Origin of the sequence: Micromonospora sp. NPDC005367, assembly GCF_040606825.1 — a bacterium.
Classification (GTDB): Bacteria; Actinomycetota; Actinomycetes; order Mycobacteriales; family Micromonosporaceae; genus Micromonospora.
Genome location: NZ_JBEXFP010000028.1, coordinates 63526 through 82350, shown reverse-complemented (window position 1 = coordinate 82350; position 18825 = coordinate 63526). Strand labels below are relative to the sequence as shown.

Here is an 18825-nt window from a genome sequence, read left to right as displayed (position 1 = left end):
ATCGAGGTCCGGCGGCCACCGGCCCGCGCCGTCGTCGGACCTCGATCGGGTCCGGCGGCCACCGTCCTCTCAGCTGCGCCGGAACACGCCGTGCAGGCTGCCCTCCGGCGTGGACCCGATCCGGCAGGTGGAGACCGGGTCGAGGACGACGTCGTACGTCGACGTCACCCCTTCGCTGACCGTCTGCCGCTTCACCTTCGGCGTCCACCCGTCCTTGGCGACCGTGACCTGGTACTTACCGGCCGGCAGCCAGTAGACGTACCGGCCGTGGGCGTCGGCGACGACGGTGTAACCCGTGTTGCCGCCGCTGCCGACGAGGTCGAGCCGGAGCGTCGCCCCGACGCCCGACGCGTTCCCGTCGCAGCCCCTACCGGTGACCGTGCCCTGGATCTTGCCCCAGTCGGCGGGGGCGGCGACCCTGGCCTCGACGTCGACCGCCGGCACCGGGTACGGGATGTCCGTGGTGAACCCGAACTCCGCCCGGTACGTGCCGGGTTGCGCGATGCCCGTGCCGGGGGTCGCGGTCACCGTGACCGTGACCTTCTTCGAGGCGCCCGGAGCCAGGGTGAACTCGCCCGGCGTGACGTCGAGCCACGGCACACCGGCCGCGCCGCAGGCGCCGAGACCGCTCAACCGCTCGGACTCGGCGGTCACCAGGTCACTGCCGCCTCCGATCTTGTACACCCCGCACGCCATCGCGCCGCGGTAGACGGGGACCTGGGTGTTCGGCAGGTCCCGCCACGCCCTGGCGGTCGGGTCGTACGCCACCGTGCGGTTGGTGACGACGGTGGAGTTGGCGGTCATCCCACCGGCGAGGATCAGCAGCCCGCCGGCGACCGTGTTCGGCGCGCCCCACAGGTCGATCGGCAGGTCGGGCAGCCGGGTCCACGCGTCGGCGGCCGGGTCGTAGCCGTACGTGTCGCGGTACGGCGTCTTGTCGACCCCGCCGGCGCAGTAGACGCCGCCGCCGATGGCACCGCACGGGAGGTACGCCACGGGCACCGGATAGTCGGCCCAGGTGTCGAACGTACGGCTGTGCGGGTCGAAGACGACGACGCTCGTGGTGCCTGTGCAGTTGCCGTCCGGGCAGCCGCCGATGACGACGATCCGGCCGTCGACGACCGCGGTGCCGGCCGCCGCGCGCGGCGCCGGGTTGGACACCCCGACGAGGGTGCTCCAGGTGTTCGTGGCCGGGTCGAACACGTCCACCGTGGGAACCGGCGCGCCGTCGGCGTTCCAGCCACCGAGGACGTAGAGCTTGCCGTCCACGACCGCCGCCGACGGCGCGCTGCGACCTCGGGGCATCTGCGGCAGGCTGGTCCACAGGTTCGTCGCCGGGTCGTAGACCCAGGTCGAACGCTCCGTTCCGGTGCCGGCCCCGCCGCCCACGGAGTAGACCTTGCCGCCGATGGTCACGGCCGCGTTGTCGTAGACCTGCGCGGGAGCGTTGGCGATCCGGCTCCAGGCCAGGTCACCCGCGGCTGCCGCGGCCGTTGCCGTGGCCGCGGTGGCTTCGGGATCGCGGCCGGCCGCGATCCCGTTCATGGCCTTGCTCGCGCCGGAGACCTTCCGTTCGGCCAGCGGCGCACCCTGCTGCCCGAGCACCTCGAACTGCCCGGCCCGGGCCAGGGTCTCGACGGTCGCCGGGGCGCTGCCGGTGTTCTTCAGCGTCACCGTGGTGCTGCGGGTGGCGCCGTACGGTTGGTTCACCTCGATGTTCGTCTGGCTGACGGTGAGCCGACCCGCGGTGAGGGCGAAGTTCACCTTCTTCAGCCGATCCGCGGTGACCTCGACGTCCTTCGACAGCTGCTGGTACGGCCGCTGGCTCGCCCGGACCGGGTGGGTCCCGGTGAGGGTGGACAGGAACCAGTAGAACCCGTCGGAAATGCTCGGGTCCTCCGGCGTAGCCACGGTCTGCGCCTGCTCGGCGGGCGCGTCGGGGCTGACGACGGTGACGCCGTCGAGCCCCTCGCCGGTGTTCTTGTCGGTGACGAAACCGGCGACCAGGCCGGCCGGGGTCGGGGTGCAGACCCGGTCGATCAGCTCGACGTTGTCGACCGCCCACCACCAGCCGAAGGCGGCGCTGTACCGGAACCGCACCTGCACGTTGGCCTTGCCGGCGGCCGGTTCGAGCGCGACCAGTTCCTGCGTGGGGCCACGTCGCCAGTCGTCCCCGTGCCAGACGTTGGTCCAGGTCCTGCCGCCGTCGGTGGTGACGTCGATGTCGCCCACGTCGTCGCCCGCCGTGGCGTAGAGGTCACTGTTGAAACGCAGGTACGGCGCCCGGACGTCCCTGAGGTCGAACTTGGGGGAGACCAGGTCGGTGTCCTGCCGGGCGTCCAGCCCCTGCACGAAGCTGTCGACGATCGCGAAGTTGCCGCTGCCGCCCGTCTGGTTGCCCCGGCTGCCCGGGTCGTCGAAGGTCCATCCCGGGAACTGCGTCCGGTTGACCACCGACCAGCCCTGCGGCGCGCCGGCGCCGTCGAACGTCTCCGTCCCGAACAGTGGCTCCGAGTAGCTACCGGCGTAGCCGCCGGCGGTGCAGCCGTGGTCGACCGGGACCTTGATGTTCACCGTCTTGGCCGTGTCGGCCACCTGCACGGAGCGGGTGACCTTCCGGTAGCCGGGATAGTGCGCGGTCGTACCGACGGTGTAGGTGCTGTCGGCCGGCACGGTGAAGGAGTACTTACCGGTGATCGGGTCGGTGAAGACCGGCCCGCCGGGACGGCCCGCCACCTCGATCTTGGCGTACAGGGGCCAGCCGTGGCCGGACCCGTCGGTGACCCGCCCCGACACGGTCACCATCGACGGCGGATCCAGCGCGAAGTTCGCCGTGACCGCGCCCGTCGGCGGAACGGTCACCGAGACACTCCGGCTCCCGTAGCCGTACCCGCTGGCCGTCACCGTGTGTTCGCCGATCGGCAGCACCAGCGTGTAGTCGCCGTCGTCGCCGGTCACCGCCTGCGTCTCGCCGGAGCTGATCCGGATGCCGCTGAGCGGCTCGCCGGTGGCCGAGTCGGTGACCCGGCCGGTCACCCGGCCGACCGCACCGCGTGGCGCCTTCATCACCGCCTGGTACGCGTTGAGTCGTCCCTCGCCGAAGACGTTGTTGTTGGCGGCGGTGCCACCACACTCGGTCGCGGCGACGTCGATCGCGGTCTCGTTGAGCAGCTTCTCGGTGGCGGCGAGGTCCCGGCGCAGGTTCGGCGCGGCGGACCAGAGCAACGCCACCGTGCCGGAGACGTGCGGTGCGGCCATCGACGTACCGCTGATCGTCGCGTATCCGCCGCCGAACCAGCTCGACCGTACGTCCTCACCGGGCGCGGAGATGTTCGGCTTGACACCGCCGTCCACCGCCGAGCTGCCCCGGCTCGAGTACTGGTACACCTCGTTGGCCGAGTTGTACCCACCCACCGCGTACGACTGCGGGTAGTCGCCCGGGGTGTTCGCCGTGTTGCACGCCGGCCCCGAGTTGCCCGCCGAGAAGACCGGGAAGATGCCCGCCGCGCGCCACGCGTCGACGGTCTGCTTGTACCAGAGGTTGCCCTGGCCACCGCCCCACGAGTTGTTGACGATGTCCGGCCGCAGGTCCGGGCGGGGGTTCTGCCCGTTGCGGTCGGTCGGCGCGATGATCCACTGGCCGGCGAGGAGCAGGGAGCTGTCCGAGCACCACTCGCGCTCGCAGCCCTTCGCGGCGATCCAGGTGGCGCCTGGGGCGACACCGATCTGGTTGCCGGCGCCGCCGTCACCAACCATGGTGCCCATCGTGTGGGTGCCGTGGCCTCCGGTGTCGCACGGCTTGAACTCCGGGCAGACGTTGGTCGGGTCGAACCAGTTGTAGTCGTGCGAGAAGGTGCCGTCGCCGTTGTTGCCCCGGTACTTGCCGACCAGGGCCGGGTGGTCGTACTGGACGCCGCCGTCGATGTTGGCGACCACGATGCCCTCGCCGCGGTCACCGAACTCGTCCCATACCCGAGGTGCTTCGATGCTGGCCACGCCCCACTCGGGGGCGGTCGTGCCGGCCTTCGTCCCGACCCGCGCGGGCGTCGGCTCGATCATGCGGTACGACCGCACCGGGTCGATCCGGGCGACCTCGGGGCGGGTGGCGATCGTGTCCAGCAAGGCCTTGTCGCCGTCGACCTGCAAGGCGTTGGCGATCCAGTACGAGGTGTACCGCGCCCGCTTCTGCGTGAGGACGCCGCGCAGCCCCGCCTGGGAGCGGTCGGCGGTGCTGGTGAGCTGCCGGCGTACCTCGGCGGCGCGGGCGTCGCCGCGCAGCTTCGCCGCCGTGTCCAGCTTCGCCTGGTCCTTGAGATAGACCAGGAAACTGGTGCTGCCCTTGGCGGACAACTCCTTGAGAACCTGGCCGTCCACGGCGGCGCGGGCCGGTGCCGCGTTCGCGACCACCGGTTGTGCGGTCAGGCCGAGGACCACGGCCGCCGCGACGGCGACCAGGGGCCGGACGGTGATCCGGCGCCTGCCTCGACCTGTTCGTCTTTCTGACAACGTTCCTCCAGTCCAGCGGCACCGTTCGGTTTCCGGTGCCGGCGGGCGGACTCGTGGGTCTCCCGAGTCAGCCCGATCCGTACGGACCTCGCCGCACCTGACGGCGGGTCGACACGAATTTGATCATTGTCCGATGAGGACGGAGCAAGATCAACGAACAGACTTGGGCAGGACTTGAGCAATCAGTACGCAAATCGCGGGCGACGCGGACGCAGGAGAGCAGCGGTGATCGAGCCGGGCCGGTCGCCGTCAGGCCCCACGGTGGCCCGGTCGCGTTCCGAGCGGAGCTCGTCAGCCGTGCGCCGTAGTGGCAAACCGGGCCGATCGGGCGATGCGGGCGAAAGGCGGCGGGTGTCGCCCGGCCCGCCCGTGTCGAGGGGGGTGCTTGCAGGAAATGAAAATCAATTGCATTAAGCTGCGATGGACCGCTCGCGAAGGAGAATCTGGTGGCCGTACCGAAGCGCAGGATGTCCCGGTCCAACACCCGGCACCGACGGGCGAAATGGAAGGCGAGCGCTCCCCAGCTCACCACGTGCCCCTGTCCACGGAAGGAAGCGGTGATGCCCCACCGCGCCTGCCCCCACTGCGGGCTCTACAAGGGACGTCAGATGCTGGATGTGCCGTGACCGAGCGACTGCCGGTCACCGTGCTCTCCGGCTTCCTCGGAGCCGGCAAGACCAGCCTGCTCAACCACGTCCTGCACAACCGGGACGGGCTGCGGGTCGCGGTGATCGTGAACGACATGAGCGAGGTCAACATCGACGCGTCGCTGGTGCGCGAGGGCGGTTCGCTGTCGCGGACGACGGAGCGACTTGTCGAGCTGACCAACGGCTGCATCTGCTGCACGCTCCGGGACGACCTGCTCGACGAGGTCGCTCGCCTGGCCCGCCTGAACCGGTTCGACTACCTGCTCATCGAGTCCAGCGGCATCTCCGAGCCGATGCCGGTCGCCGCCACCTTCGCCTTCGGCGTCGAGGGCGGCCACGTGCTCGACGACCTGGCCCGGCTCGACACCACGGTGACCGTGGTGGACGCGGCCATGGTGCTCAACCGGATCGAGGCCGGAGAGTCGCTCGAGGAGCGAGGACTGTCGGCGTACGAGGGTGATGACCGAACCATCGCCGACCTGCTGGTCGACCAGATCGAGTTCGCGGACGTACTCGTGGTCAACAAGACCGACCTGCTCGACTCCACGGACCTGGCCGTGGTGCAGGCCGTGCTCTCCCGCCTGAACCCCACCGCCCGGCAGATCCGTGCCACGCACGGCCGGGTGCCGCCGGCCGAGGTCCTGCACACCGGCCTGTTCGACCTGGAGCGCGCCGAGACCGCACCCGGCTGGGTCGCCGAACTCAACGGCGAGCATGTTCCGGAGACCGAGGAGTACGGCATCGCCAGCCTCGTCTTCCGCGACCACCGACCGTTCCACCCCGGTCGGCTGTGGGCGCTGCTCTCCGACGGCCTCGACCGCTTCGGGGTGCTCCGATCCAAGGGCTTCCTCTGGTTGGCCAGCCGTCCACATCTTCAGGCGCTCTGGTCCCAGGCCGGCTCCTCCGGGCGGTGCGAGCCGATCGGAGTGCCGGTCGTCGTCTCCGGTCAGTGGCCAGAGGATCCGGCTGAACGGGCCGAGTTGGAAGCCCGCTGGCATCCGCGATTCGGCGACCGGCAGCAGGAGATCGTGCTGATCGGCGTCGGACTGGACGCGGACGGCCTGCGGGACAGGTTGACCGACTGCCTGCTCACCGACGCCGAGGTCGCCGCCGGCGAGGACACCTGGCGTGAGCTCCCCGACCCGTTCCCCGGGTGGGACGTAGACGACCTCGCAGATCACCGCCACCAGCACGAGAAGCCGACGGCTGAGGCTGGGCGCGGGGCGGCGTCCGCCTGATCGGCGGCAGGAGGCCCGCCGTGGACGCGCCCCCGGGTGCGCTGGGATCGCGGCACTGTCGTGTCCGGGTTTCCGCGGCGGCGAGATGGGATGTCCTGCCACCGGCTCACTGAGGTGCTGGAGCCGGTGTCGAGCTCACGGGGGCCGGACGCTTTTGTCCGGCCCCCGCGAACCTCTGTCGCCTTCCCCGGTTAGCAGCACGGCGTGCCGCGTACCGCCTCACGTCGGGCCCCCGGGGCGCCGCGTCTACTTCGCCAGCCCGAAGCCACCGACCGTGGTCGTGAAGTTCTCGGCCAGCAGCTTGCGAATCTGCGCGCCCTGCGGGGTGGCCCAGTCCTTGGCGAGTTCACCGAGGACCGTCGCGGTGGTGATCAGGTTGACGCCGGCCTGGATCATGCGCAGCCGCGCCACCTCTTCGGAGTACTGGAACACCGATCCTCCGGCGTCAAGCACCGCGTAGACCTCGTATCCGGCCTGCTTGGCGCTGAGTGCGGTGTAGACCAGGCATCCGTCGTTGGTGGTACCGGCCATGATCAGGGTCCGGCGACCGGTGGCCTCGACTGCCCGCACGAAGTTCGGGTCGTCCCAGGAGTCGACGATGCCGGTGCGCTTGATCCGGTTCGCGTAGGCCTCCGGGTCGATCTCCTTCAGCTCGGGAATCCACCAGTCCTTGTTGTCGTCCTCGGTGCTGCTGGTCCAGACGTTGGGGATGTCGAGGACCTTGGCCGCCTTGACCAGGGTGGTGCTGTTCAACTTGGCGATCTCGGGCGACTGGGTCTTGATGAACCCCATCGAGATGACCTGGTGGTCGATCAGGATCAGAGCACTGTCCTGCGCCTTGAGGTTTGTCATGATCTCTAACTCCAAATCGGGTTTGACGGGCCCTCGTGGGTCCACTCTTTGTTCCCCGAGCGGTTGGCTCGGGTAGCTGGCGAGAAGTGCCGGGCGGGATGGTGCCGGCGGTCTTTCGAACGGGCTGTCCGGTGGTGGCGGCCTCGGGCTACACGCAGCCGTCCGGGGTGCAGACGCCGTCGGCGTCGGCGCCGGCGACGATCGGCAGCGGCTGCGGTGTGGGGTGACTTTCGTCCCACACCTTGGTGATCACCCTCAGCAGGTCATCGGTGCCGATGGCTCCGGGGACGGCGACGCGGCCGTCGAACACGAGGAACGGCGCGCCACGGGCGCCGAGGCGCTGGGCCTCACGCTGGTCGGCATTCACGCGGGCCCGGTAACGGCGACTGCGCAGCGCCTCGGCTGCCTCCGCACGGTCCAGGCCCACCTCGGCGGCGAAGCCGAGGACCTCGTCGGCGGTCCACAGCTTGCGGGCCTGCCCGAAGTGCGCCCGGAACATCGCAGTCCAGATCTCGTTGCCCCGACCCTGGTCCGCCGCGTAGGCGAGCAGTTCGTGGGCCAGGTCGGTCGGGCCCAGCGTGCGCTCGACCGCGTGGTAGGGCGTGAGGCCCTCAGCCTTGGCGGCCCGCTCGATCGGTCGAAGGACCTGGTTCACAGTCGACGTGGGCGCCCCGGCCATCTCGATCAGCTTCCGCTGGGTGACGCCGGACCGCGGCAGGTCGGGGTGCAACTGGAAGGACCGGTGGATCACCTGTACCTGGTCGCCGTAGGCGAACCGGTCCAGTGCCCGTTGCAGCCGATGGTCCATCAGCCCGCAGTACGGGCAGACGATGTCCGACCAGAACTCGATCTTCATGGCACCTCCTCCTAATTCTTACTTCCTGTTCGTAGCCTCATCATGCATTAGAATTCGGGGGCCACAAAAGGCACATTCATGTGCGTAGCGGCAGGGTGACCGAATAGACGGAATGGGCGGAGACCATGAGGACAGAGGATCTACGGCGGGCACGAACCAACGTCCGGGCGAACGTCCGGAACGTCCCAGGGCCCTGCGCGCACTGGAACGACGAGGACGCCGACTTCATCCGCGAGGTCCTGGATCTTGTCGGCGACAAGTGGAGCGTGCTGATCATCGGCACCCTCGCCGACCATCCCGTCCGCTACTCGGACCTGGCCGACGCGATCCCCGGCATCTCCCAGCGCATGCTCACGTTGACCTTGAAGCACCTGCAACGCACCGGGCTCGTCACCCGGACCTCCTACCCGGAGGTCCCGCCCCGCGTCGAATACGCGCTCACCGAACTCGGCAGATCGCTGCTGTCCACGGTCCTGGCCCTGGCCGCCTGGTCCGCCGACAACCACGCCGAGATCCGCCGCCACCAGACCGAATACGACAGCGCCGGCGAGGCGTAGCGGCGCGGGCCTGCCGGTCTCCGCGCACCATCGCAGCTGCGTACCAACGCTCGATGCGATGCGGTGCTCTACGACGCGCGCCGCTGGTCGTCGTCCCGGGTGGAGGGTTGGCGGCTGCCGGCCCGTCTGCTCGTCATCCCGGGTCCTCCGGGCGGGTATCGGACGGGCGTGTCGCGATCGGCTGTTCTTGATGGGTCGGTGTTCGGATCTGGTCGGATCATGTTGACTTTAGATCGATGTTGATGGTTTATTGTTATCCGATGATCATCGACGGGTGTCTACCCGACCCCGGCCGGCTCTCTCAGGCGACTCAGTCCTGGTTGTCCGGCCCGCCCTCACGTCCGTCGTGCGAAAGGGACCCTGACGCATGAAGGTATTCACCGCGTTGCTGGCCGCCGCGCTCGTGGCCACCAGCGCCCCCACCGCCGCGCGCGCCGACACCACCTGGCAACCCGGCACACCACCGATCGCCACTCCGTGGACCGATGAGGTCTCCGCCGACAACGCGCTCCCCGAGTACCCCCGTCCGCAGCTCGTCCGAGCGAAGTGGCAGAGCCTCAACGGTGTGTGGCAGTTCGCCGGCGCGGCGGAAGGCCAGGCCCCGCCGTTCGGTGAGCAACTCGGCGAACGGGTCCTGGTGCCGTACCCGATCGAATCGGCGCTCTCCGGAATCCAACGGCACGAGGACCGGATGTGGTACAGGCGCACCTTCCAGGTGCCCAAGAACTGGCAGGTCGGCGATCGTGGCGCGCGGTTGCGGCTCAACTTCGGCGCGGTCGACTACGAGACGACGGTCTGGGTCAACGGCATCGAGGTCGCGACCCACCGCGGCGGCTACGACGGCTTCAGCGCCGACGTCACCGACGCGCTGCGCGGCCCGGGAGCCCAGGAACTCGTGGTGGGAGTCACCGACCGCACCGACCAGACGTGGCAGCCGATCGGCAAGCAGCGCAACGTACCGGACCGTGGCATCTTCTACACCTCGGCGTCCGGCATCTGGCAGAGCGTCTGGATGGAACCGGTGTCGACGAGCCACGTCGAGCGGTTGCAGATGACGCCGGACCTCGACGACAAGAGCCTCCGACTGACCCCGCACCTGACCAACGGCAGCGGCCGGACCGTCGAGGCCGTGGCGTACGACGGCAAGCGGGTCGTCGGTCGCGTCTCCGGCCCGGCCGGAACCGAACTCCGGGTCCCGGTGCCGAAGCCGAAACTGTGGTCGCCCGACTCGCCGCACCTGTACGACCTGAGGGTGCGGGTGCGCCAGGGCGCAAAGGTGATCGACCAGGTCGACTCCTACTTCGGCATGCGCGAGGTGGGCAAGGCCAAGGGCGCCGACGGCAAGCTCCACCTCACCCTCAACGGCAAGATCCTGTTCAACATGTCCACCCTGGACCAGGGGTACTGGCCGGACGGCATCTACACCGCGCCGACCGACGAGGCACTGCGGTTCGACATCGCCGAGACGAAGCGGCTCGGGTTCAACACGATCCGCAAGCACATCAAGGTGGAGCCCGACCGCTGGTACTACTGGGCCGACCGGTTGGGTCTCATGGTGTGGCAGGACATGCCCGCCATGCGTACCGGTGGCACGCCGCCGGTGGACGCGCAGCAGGAGTTCGAGCGGCAGTTGCGGGAGATCGTGACGGAGCACCAGAGCTGGACCTCCATCACCGCCTGGGTACCGTTCAACGAGGGCTGGGGCGAGTGGGACCGTGCCGCGACCGGACGGATCGCCGACGAGGTCGGCGCCCAGGACCCGAGCCGACTGGTCAACGCGCACAGCGGCGTGAACTGCTGCGCCTCCAGGGGCGACTCCGGCCGTGGCGACATGATCGACTTCCATCAGTACGTGGGCCCGGCCTCGCCGGCGCCGACCGCCGACCGAGTGGCCGTGGACGGCGAACACGGCGGGTTCGGTCTGGAGGTCGACGGTCACATGTGGTTCGGCGACGGCCACGCCTACGAGATGACCCCGGACAGCGCCACCCTCACCCGCCGCTACGTGGAGAACCAGCAGGACCTGCTGACCGTCGCCAACCGGTGCGGACTCTCCGGCGGCGTCTACACCCAGACCACGGACGTCGAGCACGAGGTCAACGGGTTCTACACGTACGACCGCCAGGTCGAGAAGATGGACTTCGCCCAGGTCCGGGACATCAACCGGGCCATCATCCGCTCCGTCGACGGCACCGGCGCGAACGTGCCGCCGACCTCGCCCGGCACCCCGGGGCTGACCGGAGTCGGCTACTGGCCGCTGGACGAGGGAACCGGCACGGTGGCTGAGGACCTGGCCGGCGACCACGACGCGACACTGGTCAACGGTGTGGGCTGGACGTCGGGCAGGACCGGCGGTGCGGTGCAGCTCAACGGCGTCAACCAGTACGTCGACACCGGCGCGGCGATCCTCGACACCAGCGGCAGCTACACGGCGTCGGCCTGGGTGCGGCTGGACAGCCTGGGTGGCTTCGCCACCGCGGTCAGCCAGGACGGCAACACGAACAGCGCCTTCTTCCTCCAGTACTCCGGCGCGGACAACCGGTTCGCGTTCAGCTTCGCCGGGGTGCGGGCGTTGGCGCCCACCGCGCCGGAACCCGGACGCTGGTACCACCTGACCGGTGTGCGGGACGCCGCGAGCGGATCGCTCACGCTCTACGTGGACGGCCAGCCGGCGGGTACGGCGAGCGCGTGCGTCGGCGACGCGTCCAGCGGTCACACCGTGATCGGCCGCGCCAAGTTCAACGGCGGCCCAGTCGACTACTGGCGTGGCGCCGTCGACCAGGTGCACGTCTACGACCGCGCTCTCTCCGCCACGGAGGTCGCCCAGCTCCACGCCTCCGGCCAGTGACCTGACGGCCACGACGAGGGCGAAGGCGGCTGCTGCCCGTCCGCTTGAACGATGCGGATGAGCCAAGGCGCAGGCCGGTTCACGCAGGGTAGGTCCGGACGCTACCGGTCCGGACCTACCCTGCGGTCCGGGAGGAAGCGGCGCCCGCGGAAGCGGGCCGTCGCCATGGCGTACCGGCTCCACCCATCGTGGCGTGGGGGAGCGCGCTCGTCACCGGCCGCACGCACCACCGGCTGGCACCGCGGTGGACTGGTCAGGCGAGACCGGCGTCGTGGGCGAGGAGCGCGATCTGCGTACGGTTGTCCAGGTCGAGCTTGGTCAGGATGTGCGACACGTGCGTCTTCACGGTGGCCAGGGTCATGTGGAGCGCGGTGGCTATCTCGGCGTTGTTGCCGCCCTGACCGATCGCCACCACGACGTCGTGCTCGCGCGGGCTGAGCGCCGCGAGGGTCGCCCTGGCCTGGGCGTACGCGCCGGCCTGGACGGCGACCCGGTCCATCAGCCGGCGGGTGATCCGTGGGGACAGGATCGGCTCGCCGGCCGCTACCTGCCGGACCGCCTCGACGATCCGCGCCGGCGGGGTGTCCTTGAGCAGGAAGCCGCTGGCCCCGGCACGCAGCGCGTGCAGGATGTTCTCGTCGGTGTCGAACGTGGTCAGCACGATGATCTCGGGCGGCCGCGGACGGGCCCGCAGGCGACGGGTGGCGGTTATGCCGTCGACCCGGGGCATGCGCAGGTCCATCAGCACGACGTCGGGGGAGTGCGCGTCGGCGGCGGCCGGCGCCTGGTCGCCGTCGGCTGCCTCGCCGACCACGGCGATGCCGTCGGCGCCGTCGAGCATCATGCTCAGCCCGGCGCGGACGAGCGCGTCGTCGTCGACGATGAGCACACGCACGGGAGAGGTCACGCCGGCCATGGTATCGATGCGTGTAGCCGGAACTCTCCACCGACCACCTGGTGGTCGAGTTCTCCGCCGGCCAGGTGCACCCGCTCGGTGAGCCCGACCAGTCCGGCGCCCCCGGACCATCCGGGTGGCGTCGCGCGCTCCGGCGTCAACGCGTTGCGGACGTCGATCTCCAGGCCCGTGCCGGGTCCGCCGCGCAGCGCGACCTGGACCGGCTGGCCGGCGGCGTGTTTGCGGGCGTTGGTCAGGCCCTCCTGGATCACCCGGTACGCCGTGCGGGCCACCGACGCAGGCGCGTCGGCCGGCTCGTCCACCGCCTCGCGCAGCAGCACTTCGGTGCCGGCCTCCCGGGACTCCTCGACCAGGCGCGGTACGTCGGCCAGCACCGGCTGCGGGTGCCTCCCGTCGCTGTTGGGCGGATCGTCGTCGCGCAGCAGCGAGATCACCTCACGCAGTTCCTCGAGTGCCTGGTGCACGCCGTCCCGGACGACCCCCGCGGCCCGCGACAACTTCTCCGGCGAGGAGTCCGGACGGTACTCCATGGCGCCGGCGAACGTGGCCAGCAGCGACAGGCGATGCGCGAGGACGTCGTGCATCTCCCGGGCGATCTGGCGGCGTTCCAGCATGCGCGCCTCGGCCACCCGGCGGCCCTGCTCCGCCTCGGCGCGACGGGCCCGCTCCTGTAGGGACCGGATCAGCGCCGCCCGGGCCTGCGCCCACGCGCCCCAGCCGAGCAGCGCGCCGTAGCCGATGGTGACCAGCACCAGCCACCAGCCGTACGACATGCCGCCGTTGGTCCGCCAGGCGCCCTGGACGGCGTGCGCGGCGACCCCCGCCACCGCCACCGCGATCGCCGCCGGGGCGCGCCGCCGCCGGGCCACCTGGAACGCGCCGATCGTGGCCGGCGGAGTGACCGCCGGCGACACCGCCGCCAGCACGGTGAGCACCGCCGTGGTGGCGACCGGCCGCCACAGGAGCAGTGGGCTCAGCAGCCAGCTCAGCGTGCCGGCCGCGAGGTCGAGCGCGAACAACGGCCCCAGCGAACGGCCGCTCCACCAGCCCAGGATCGTCGCGGCGACCAGCACGCCGGACGCGCCCGTCATCGTGGCGACGGCCGCCCTGCCGCCACGGTGGTCGCAGTCTTGCGACCCGAACGAGGACCTGTTCACGCGGGGAGGCTAACCGGCCCGGGCCGGGCTCGGACACCTTCCAAAGTTGGTGGTCGGCCTCTCTGAAGAGAGCGCACGAGCGGCCCCCGGTTCGATGTGCCGACCTGCGTCCGACCGCGATGCTCATCGGCATGACGAACGACACGATGCGGATCGACACGAACACGACCACCGCACGACGTACGGGCCGTGCGATCACCGTCGCCGCGGGAGCGGCGAGCGCTCTCCTGCTGTGGGTCGTCAAAGACCCGTGGGCCGGTATCGACCTCGCCGTTCGCCAGGGCGACACCACCCGGCACATCGGTCCGGTCGCCGTCGTGGTGGCCGCGCTGACCGCCGGTCTGGCCGCCTGGGGTCTGCTCGCGCTGCTGGAGCGTACGGTCGGCCACCCCGTCCGGACGTTCCGGATCATCGCGCTGGTCGTGCTGGTGCTCTCGCTGGCCGGCCCGCTGGGCGGCGGCGTCGACATCAACAGCCGGCTGGCACTGCTCGCCATGCACCTGACCGTCGGCGCGGCGCTGATCCTCGGGCTGCCCGGCCGAAGGAACTGCCGATAGCCGCGGAGCCGAAGGAAGGGCGCGTCCCGGCGGTGCCGGGGCGCGCCCGCTCGGCGGGAACGACCGGTCCGGCCTGCGGGCGATCGGGACCCGGTTGCCGACGGGGAGATTCTGGCCTGGGGGCGAGCGAGATCGGGACCGGGTCGCGGGCGGCGAGCCCGGGGACCCGCTCGGGCGCGTCGCGGCCACGAACGTGAGGGCAGCCCGATGAGGGCGGGATCCCTTCTGCTCTTGGCCGTCAGTGGCGCCGCAAGCCGGCGATGACGAGTGCGACCATCCGGCGCGCGTCGTAGCTGGGGCTGTCGGCGCCGATACAGAGGTTGCCGATGCCGCGCATGAGGACGAGGGCGTCCATGTCGGGGAGGATCTCGCCGGCCGTGGCGGCGGCGTCGAGCAGCTGGGCGCAGACCGGAACGAGGCGGTCGAGGAAGTAGGCGTGCAGTGTCTGGAAGGCAGCGTTGTCGGACTGCATCGCCTCGGCCAGGCCGTGCTTGGTGACCAGGAAGTCGACGAAGAGGTCGATCCAGCTCGCGAGGGCGGCGTACGGCGTGGCGCTCTCCGCCAGCAGTGCCGGGCCGGCCACCGCGCACGCCTCGACCTGGTGCCGATAGACCGCGACGATGAGGTCGGCCCGCGTGGGGAAGTGGCGGTAGATCGTGCCGACGCCGACGCCGGCCTTGGCGGCGATGTCGCGCACGGGCGCGTCGACCCCTGCGGCGACGAACGTCGCGGCGGCCGCTTCCAGCAGCGCCTCCTGGTTACGCCGGGCATCGGCCCGCTGCTTGCGCGGAGCACTCATCTCGCCACCTGCGCCGCTCATTGTTGCCTCCGTCACAACGTTTTGCTAAGCGGAACCATGTTCCGTATCTTTTAACGGAACACGGTTCCGTTCTAGCAGCATGCCAGAACGGCAGGTCGATGCCAAGTCACGAGGAGCGTCATGCACACGATGCCAGAGCCCACGCCGGTGATCGCGGTACACCCGATCACGCTGTCGGCCCCCGATCGCGGCGACGATCTGCACCTGCGGGTCTCCGCACCCACCACCGGCCGTGAACTGCCCGTGATCGTCTTCTCGCACGGCTTCGGTCAGTCCGCTACCAGCTACGCCCCGCTGGTGGACTTCTGGGCCTCGCACGGTTTCGTCGTCATCCAGCCCACCCACCTCGACTCGCGGAAGTTGGGCCTTGCGCCCGACGACCCCCGTACACCGCTGATCTGGCGAATCCGGGTCGACGACCTGAAGCGCGCCCTCGACCAGCTCGACCGGCTGGAGTCAGCCGTTCCCGGCCTCGCCGGACGCCTCGACCGCACCCGGATCGCCGTGGCGGGGCACTCCTGGGGCGCCCAGACGGCGAGCACGCTGCTCGGGGCGCGAGTCCTCGACGCCGACGGCAACCCCGGCGAGGACCTTTCGGACCCACGGATCAGGGCGGGCGTCCTACTGGCCGTGACCGGCCGGGGCGGCACCGACCTTTCCCCGTTCGCGGCCGAGCACTTCCCCTTCATGAGCCCGAGCTTCGCGCAGATGACCGCTCCGGCCCTCGTCGTCGCGGGCGACCACGACGACTCCCCACTGTCCGTACGAGGGCCGGACTGGTTCACCGACGCGTACCACCTGAGCGCGGGCAGCAAGAGTCTGCTCACCCTGTACGGGGCGGAGCACTCGCTCGGCGGCATCTCCGCCTACGAGGCCAAGGAGACGACGGACGAGAACCCCGAGCGGGTCGGCCTGATCCAGCGGCTCACCTGGGCCTACCTTCGCGATGCCCTCGGCCTCAAGGGCTCCACCTGGCCCGCACCGGTGGAGAGCACGCTGGGCCGCCTCGAATCCAAGTGAGGGCGACCGGCTCATCGCCGTGGCGCGACCGGATTCGGAACGGGCGCGGGGCGCACCCGGGGAACGCCGGCCGCCGCCGGATCGGCCACCGCGCGGGCCCCTGCGTCGACTCCGAAGCTCGCTCTTCAGGCGTTCGAGGGCCGACGGTCGACCCAGTCGGTGATGAGCCGGCGCTCGGCGAAGAACCACCGACCGCCCTGCCGGACGAAGATGTCGTGGTAGCGGATCGACATGACCATCAGAGTGCGCTGTCCCTCCTCGACCCAGAGGTGGTGCGCGAGGCAGTAGGTTTCGCCGGTGGCGCGGTCACCGTCCAGGGTCACTGTGCTCTGCCCGTTGAAGTGGGTCGTCTTGTCGTAGCTGCGCAGCGAGCCGAAGGCGGCGGCCAGATCTTCGCGACCCGTGAGGACCTGCGCCGGCTCGGTCGAGTCGGGCTCACCGTCGTACACGGCGACGCGGGCGTCGTCGGTGAAGAGTGCCGCCTGTCCCTGGGCGTCGCGTCGGTCCGCGAGGTGGGCGTAGGCGTCGACCAGTGCGCGGATCGCCAGCCGGTCGGCAAGCTGATCAGAGAACGGGGTGGGATTGCTCATGGTGCTTCCCCAATGCTCGGCGGGACGGTGACTGCTGGCGGATAGCCAGGGACGATACTGTCCCGGGTCGGCCGGGCGGGCCAACATCGATCACCTGGCACCGCGACAGGCGCAACCTGTGGCCGTGGTTCTCCGCGCCCGGGGTTCGGGCGACTGCCGGGTCGTCAGCCGGTGGTGGTCAGGTCCGTCGTGGCAGCCAGCTCGGTCACCACGTCCACGATCCGACGCAGCGCCGGCGAGGCGTTGTCGGGTCGCCAGACCATCTCGGTGGGCGTGACCTCTCCGGCGAGCGGTACGAACACCACGCCGGTACGGCGCAGGTTGTGCGCCGACCAGCCGAGTCGGGTGATCCCGACGCCGGCTGCGACGAGGCCGAGCAGCCCTTGAACGCTGGCGTCTCGGGCGACGATGTCGGGGCTGAACCCGGCGGCGCGGAAGTTTTCGTCGAAGGCCTGGTGCCAGGGCTCCCAGGAGCTGCGTGGGGTCATCACCCATCGTTCGTCTGCCAGGTCGGACAGGGTCAGCTCGGTGCGGTCGGCGAGCGGATGCCCCTCGGGCAGGACGACGCACACCTGTTCGGTGGCGATCGTCCGCGTGGCCAGGCCCGGGACCTGCGGCGGTCGGCTGAACGCGAGATCGAAATCGCCGCTGAGCACGCCCTCGACAAGCGGGGCGATGGTGGTCTCCTCGGTGACCAGCTCCAGCTTGGGGAGGTATTCCCGGACAGCCCGGACCACCGGCGGCAGCAGGTGGTTCGCGGTGGTGGCCAGGAACGCCAGGCGGAGCCGGCCCGTCTCGCCGCGCACGGCCCGCCGCACGACGGCAACGGCTTCGTCGGCGCGCTCCAGCACCGCGCGTGCCTCAGGCAGGAACAGCGACCCGGTGTCGGTGAGTCTGGTACCCCGGCTGTCCCGGTCGAACAGTTTCGCGCCGAGGATCCGTTCGAGCGCGTTGATCTGCTGGGAGAGCGACTGTTGCGTGATCATCAGGCGGCTGGCGGCCTGAGTGAAGCTCGACTCCTCGGCCACGGCGACGAAATATCTCAGCTGCCGAAGATCAGGCGTCACCGGCTCAGCGTAGCGCCGTGGCAGGTGACCGGTGCCGGCCGAGTCAGACTGCCCACCGGCGGCGCCGTCCCTGCTTTCCGCGTCCTGGTCTCCGAATGGTCGATCAGGAATCGCTCGGCAGTACGTCTCGAAAAGCATTCCCCCCGGCGACAGTGGCCCGCGATATCGGCTATCGAGCATTTGGGGTCACAAGAATTTCCTGTAGCCGCGACAGGTAATCGGTGTTGGCGGATTCCGGTGTGCCGCAACCACCATTGGCCTCGGTAAAGAACCGCGTCGAAGGGCATTGGAATGACGAACGAAACGCAGGGCCGGGTCTGGTTGATCACGGGCTGCTCGAGCGGGTTCGGCCGCCAGGTGGCGCTGGCCGCGCTGGCCGCCGGTGACCGCGTCATGGCCACCGCACGCCGTCCGGAGACGCTCGCCGGCCTCGCAGAGATCGGCGGCGACCGGGTCAGCACAACGGCACTGGACGTCACGGACCCCGCATCCGTCGAGGCTGCGGCCAAGGCGACGCTGGCCGCGTTCGGTCGCATCGACGTCCTGGTGAACAACGCCGGATTCACGATGATCGGGGCAGTCGAGGAAACCTCCATGGAGCAGTTGCGATCACTGATGGAGGTGAACTTCTTCGGTGCCGCGGCGGTCACCAAGGCAATCGTTCCGCTGATGCGCGAGCAGGGCAGCGGAACGATCGTGCAGATGAGCTCCCTGGGCGGTCGAATGACCTACCCGGGGCTGGGCGGCTACGACGCCGCGAAGCACGCACTGGAGGCCTTCAGTGAGGCGCTGGCGAGCGAGCTGGCGCCCCTGGGCGTACGGGTACTACTGGTGGAACCTGGAATGTTCCGCACCAACATCACCGACAACATGATCCTGGCCCCCGAGAACCCCGCCTACCAGGCGAGTTCGGGAGGTCTGCGGCAGATGGTCGCCGGGATCGCCGGCATCGAACCGGGCGACCCGGCGAAGGCCGCCGCGGCCATCATCAAGGTGCTCGATGCCCAAAACCCGCCGCTTCGCCTCGTGCTCGGCGGCGATGCGGTCGACGCGCTGCGCGCCCACCACGAGGCCCTGCTGGCCGACATGGTCACCTGGGAGACGCTCAGCCGCTCGACGAACGTGGAGTGACGTCTGCCCCCGTACGCGCGGGTCTCGTCGATCACGGGTGGCTCGGCTGCCGCCGCCGACTGA

At 70.2% G+C, this 18825-nt stretch carries 15 protein-coding genes; 7 read left to right on the top strand and 8 right to left on the bottom strand.

All coding sequences use genetic code 11. The annotated features are described in order from the left end of the window. Positions 1-69: 69 nt before the first annotated feature. Positions 70-4506, bottom strand: coding sequence for a S8 family serine peptidase (locus ABZS42_RS20135; protein ID WP_355147380.1), 4437 nt, complete (start codon positions 4504-4506; stop codon positions 70-72). 446 nt (positions 4507-4952) lie between these two features. Here ABZS42_RS20135 and rpmF point away from each other — a divergent pair, with 446 nt between their 5' ends. Both rpmF and ABZS42_RS20125 read left to right on the top strand, forming a co-directional pair. After that, positions 4953-5132 (top strand): 50S ribosomal protein L32, encoded by a 180-nt coding sequence (gene rpmF / locus ABZS42_RS20130; protein ID WP_355147378.1) that lies wholly within the window; start codon positions 4953-4955, stop codon positions 5130-5132. Further along, the gene (locus ABZS42_RS20125) at positions 5129-6391 is read left to right on the top strand and encodes a GTP-binding protein (RefSeq protein WP_355147376.1); all 1263 of its coding nucleotides are present in this window, start codon (positions 5129-5131) and stop codon (positions 6389-6391) included. The genes rpmF and ABZS42_RS20125 overlap by 4 nt, the downstream gene beginning before the upstream one ends. A gap of 246 nt (positions 6392-6637) precedes the next feature. Here ABZS42_RS20125 and ABZS42_RS20120 read toward each other — a convergent pair whose 3' ends face one another. Together ABZS42_RS20120 and ABZS42_RS20115 are read right to left on the bottom strand one after the other, a co-directional pair. After that, entirely contained in the window at positions 6638-7243 is a 606-nt protein-coding gene (locus tag ABZS42_RS20120) for an isochorismatase family protein (protein ID WP_355147374.1), read from the bottom strand. A gap of 148 nt (positions 7244-7391) precedes the next feature. Beyond that, positions 7392-8099: a DsbA family oxidoreductase gene (locus tag ABZS42_RS20115; RefSeq protein ID WP_355147372.1), complete on the bottom strand. Its 708-nt coding sequence runs from the start codon at positions 8097-8099 to the stop codon at positions 7392-7394. Positions 8100-8224: 125 nt separating this feature from the next. Between ABZS42_RS20115 and ABZS42_RS20110 the strand changes: the two genes are divergently transcribed. Both ABZS42_RS20110 and ABZS42_RS20105 read left to right on the top strand, forming a co-directional pair. Then, entirely contained in the window at positions 8225-8656 is a 432-nt protein-coding gene (locus ABZS42_RS20110) for a helix-turn-helix domain-containing protein (RefSeq protein ID WP_355147370.1), read from the top strand. Positions 8657-9023: 367 nt separating this feature from the next. Then, positions 9024-11504, top strand: a complete 2481-nt coding sequence (locus ABZS42_RS20105; RefSeq protein WP_355147368.1) for a LamG-like jellyroll fold domain-containing protein — start codon at positions 9024-9026, stop codon at positions 11502-11504. Positions 11505-11757: 253 nt separating this feature from the next. Here the strand turns inward: ABZS42_RS20105 and ABZS42_RS20100 are convergent, their stop codons facing one another. Next, positions 11758-12420 carry a response regulator transcription factor gene (locus ABZS42_RS20100; protein ID WP_355147366.1) on the bottom strand — a complete coding sequence of 221 codons (663 nt, stop codon included), beginning with the start codon at positions 12418-12420 and terminating at the stop codon, positions 11758-11760. Then, entirely contained in the window at positions 12408-13577 is a 1170-nt protein-coding gene (locus ABZS42_RS20095; RefSeq protein ID WP_355147364.1) for a histidine kinase, read from the bottom strand. The genes ABZS42_RS20100 and ABZS42_RS20095 overlap by 13 nt, the downstream gene beginning before the upstream one ends. Positions 13578-13708: 131 nt before the next feature. Here ABZS42_RS20095 and ABZS42_RS20090 point away from each other — a divergent pair, with 131 nt between their 5' ends. After that, entirely contained in the window at positions 13709-14134 is a 426-nt protein-coding gene (locus ABZS42_RS20090) for a DUF6069 family protein (protein WP_355147362.1), read from the top strand. A gap of 238 nt (positions 14135-14372) precedes the next feature. Here the strand turns inward: ABZS42_RS20090 and ABZS42_RS20085 are convergent, their stop codons facing one another. Continuing rightward, positions 14373-14954 (bottom strand): TetR/AcrR family transcriptional regulator, encoded by a 582-nt coding sequence (locus ABZS42_RS20085; protein ID WP_355147360.1) that lies wholly within the window; start codon positions 14952-14954, stop codon positions 14373-14375. A 120-nt stretch (positions 14955-15074) separates the two neighbouring features. On the opposite strand from ABZS42_RS20085, the gene ABZS42_RS20080 reads away from it, so the two are divergent. Then, positions 15075-15974: a chlorophyllase gene (locus ABZS42_RS20080; protein ID WP_355147358.1), complete on the top strand. Its 900-nt coding sequence runs from the start codon at positions 15075-15077 to the stop codon at positions 15972-15974. A 125-nt stretch (positions 15975-16099) separates the two neighbouring features. Here the strand turns inward: ABZS42_RS20080 and ABZS42_RS20075 are convergent, their stop codons facing one another. Both ABZS42_RS20075 and ABZS42_RS20070 read right to left on the bottom strand, forming a co-directional pair. Then, complete coding sequence (locus ABZS42_RS20075; RefSeq protein WP_355147356.1) at positions 16100-16564, bottom strand: nuclear transport factor 2 family protein; 465 nt, start codon at positions 16562-16564, stop codon at positions 16100-16102. Between the two features lie 164 nt (positions 16565-16728). Continuing rightward, positions 16729-17631, bottom strand: coding sequence for a LysR family transcriptional regulator (locus tag ABZS42_RS20070; protein WP_355147354.1), 903 nt, complete (start codon positions 17629-17631; stop codon positions 16729-16731). A gap of 291 nt (positions 17632-17922) precedes the next feature. Here ABZS42_RS20070 and ABZS42_RS20065 point away from each other — a divergent pair, with 291 nt between their 5' ends. Beyond that, positions 17923-18762 (top strand): oxidoreductase, encoded by an 840-nt coding sequence (locus ABZS42_RS20065; RefSeq protein ID WP_355147352.1) that lies wholly within the window; start codon positions 17923-17925, stop codon positions 18760-18762. Positions 18763-18825: the final 63 nt, after the last annotated feature.

What these genes read in the sequence shown, in the direction of transcription:
- ABZS42_RS20120 (WP_355147374.1), bottom strand. Translation starts at nt 7,243, where the DNA reads ATGACAAACCTCAAGGCGCAGGACAGTGCTCTGATCCTGATCGACCAC.
- ABZS42_RS20115 (WP_355147372.1), bottom strand. Translation starts at nt 8,099, where the DNA reads ATGAAGATCGAGTTCTGGTCGGACATCGTCTGCCCGTACTGCGGGCTG.
- ABZS42_RS20110 (WP_355147370.1), top strand. Translation starts at nt 8,225, where the DNA reads ATGAGGACAGAGGATCTACGGCGGGCACGAACCAACGTCCGGGCGAAC.
- ABZS42_RS20105 (WP_355147368.1), top strand. Translation starts at nt 9,024, where the DNA reads ATGAAGGTATTCACCGCGTTGCTGGCCGCCGCGCTCGTGGCCACCAGC.
- ABZS42_RS20100 (WP_355147366.1), bottom strand. Translation starts at nt 12,420, where the DNA reads ATGGCCGGCGTGACCTCTCCCGTGCGTGTGCTCATCGTCGACGACGAC.
- ABZS42_RS20090 (WP_355147362.1), top strand. Translation starts at nt 13,709, where the DNA reads ATGACGAACGACACGATGCGGATCGACACGAACACGACCACCGCACGA.
- ABZS42_RS20085 (WP_355147360.1), bottom strand. Translation starts at nt 14,954, where the DNA reads ATGAGCGGCGCAGGTGGCGAGATGAGTGCTCCGCGCAAGCAGCGGGCC.
- ABZS42_RS20080 (WP_355147358.1), top strand. Translation starts at nt 15,075, where the DNA reads ATGCACACGATGCCAGAGCCCACGCCGGTGATCGCGGTACACCCGATC.
- ABZS42_RS20075 (WP_355147356.1), bottom strand. Translation starts at nt 16,564, where the DNA reads ATGAGCAATCCCACCCCGTTCTCTGATCAGCTTGCCGACCGGCTGGCG.
- ABZS42_RS20065 (WP_355147352.1), top strand. Translation starts at nt 17,923, where the DNA reads ATGACGAACGAAACGCAGGGCCGGGTCTGGTTGATCACGGGCTGCTCG.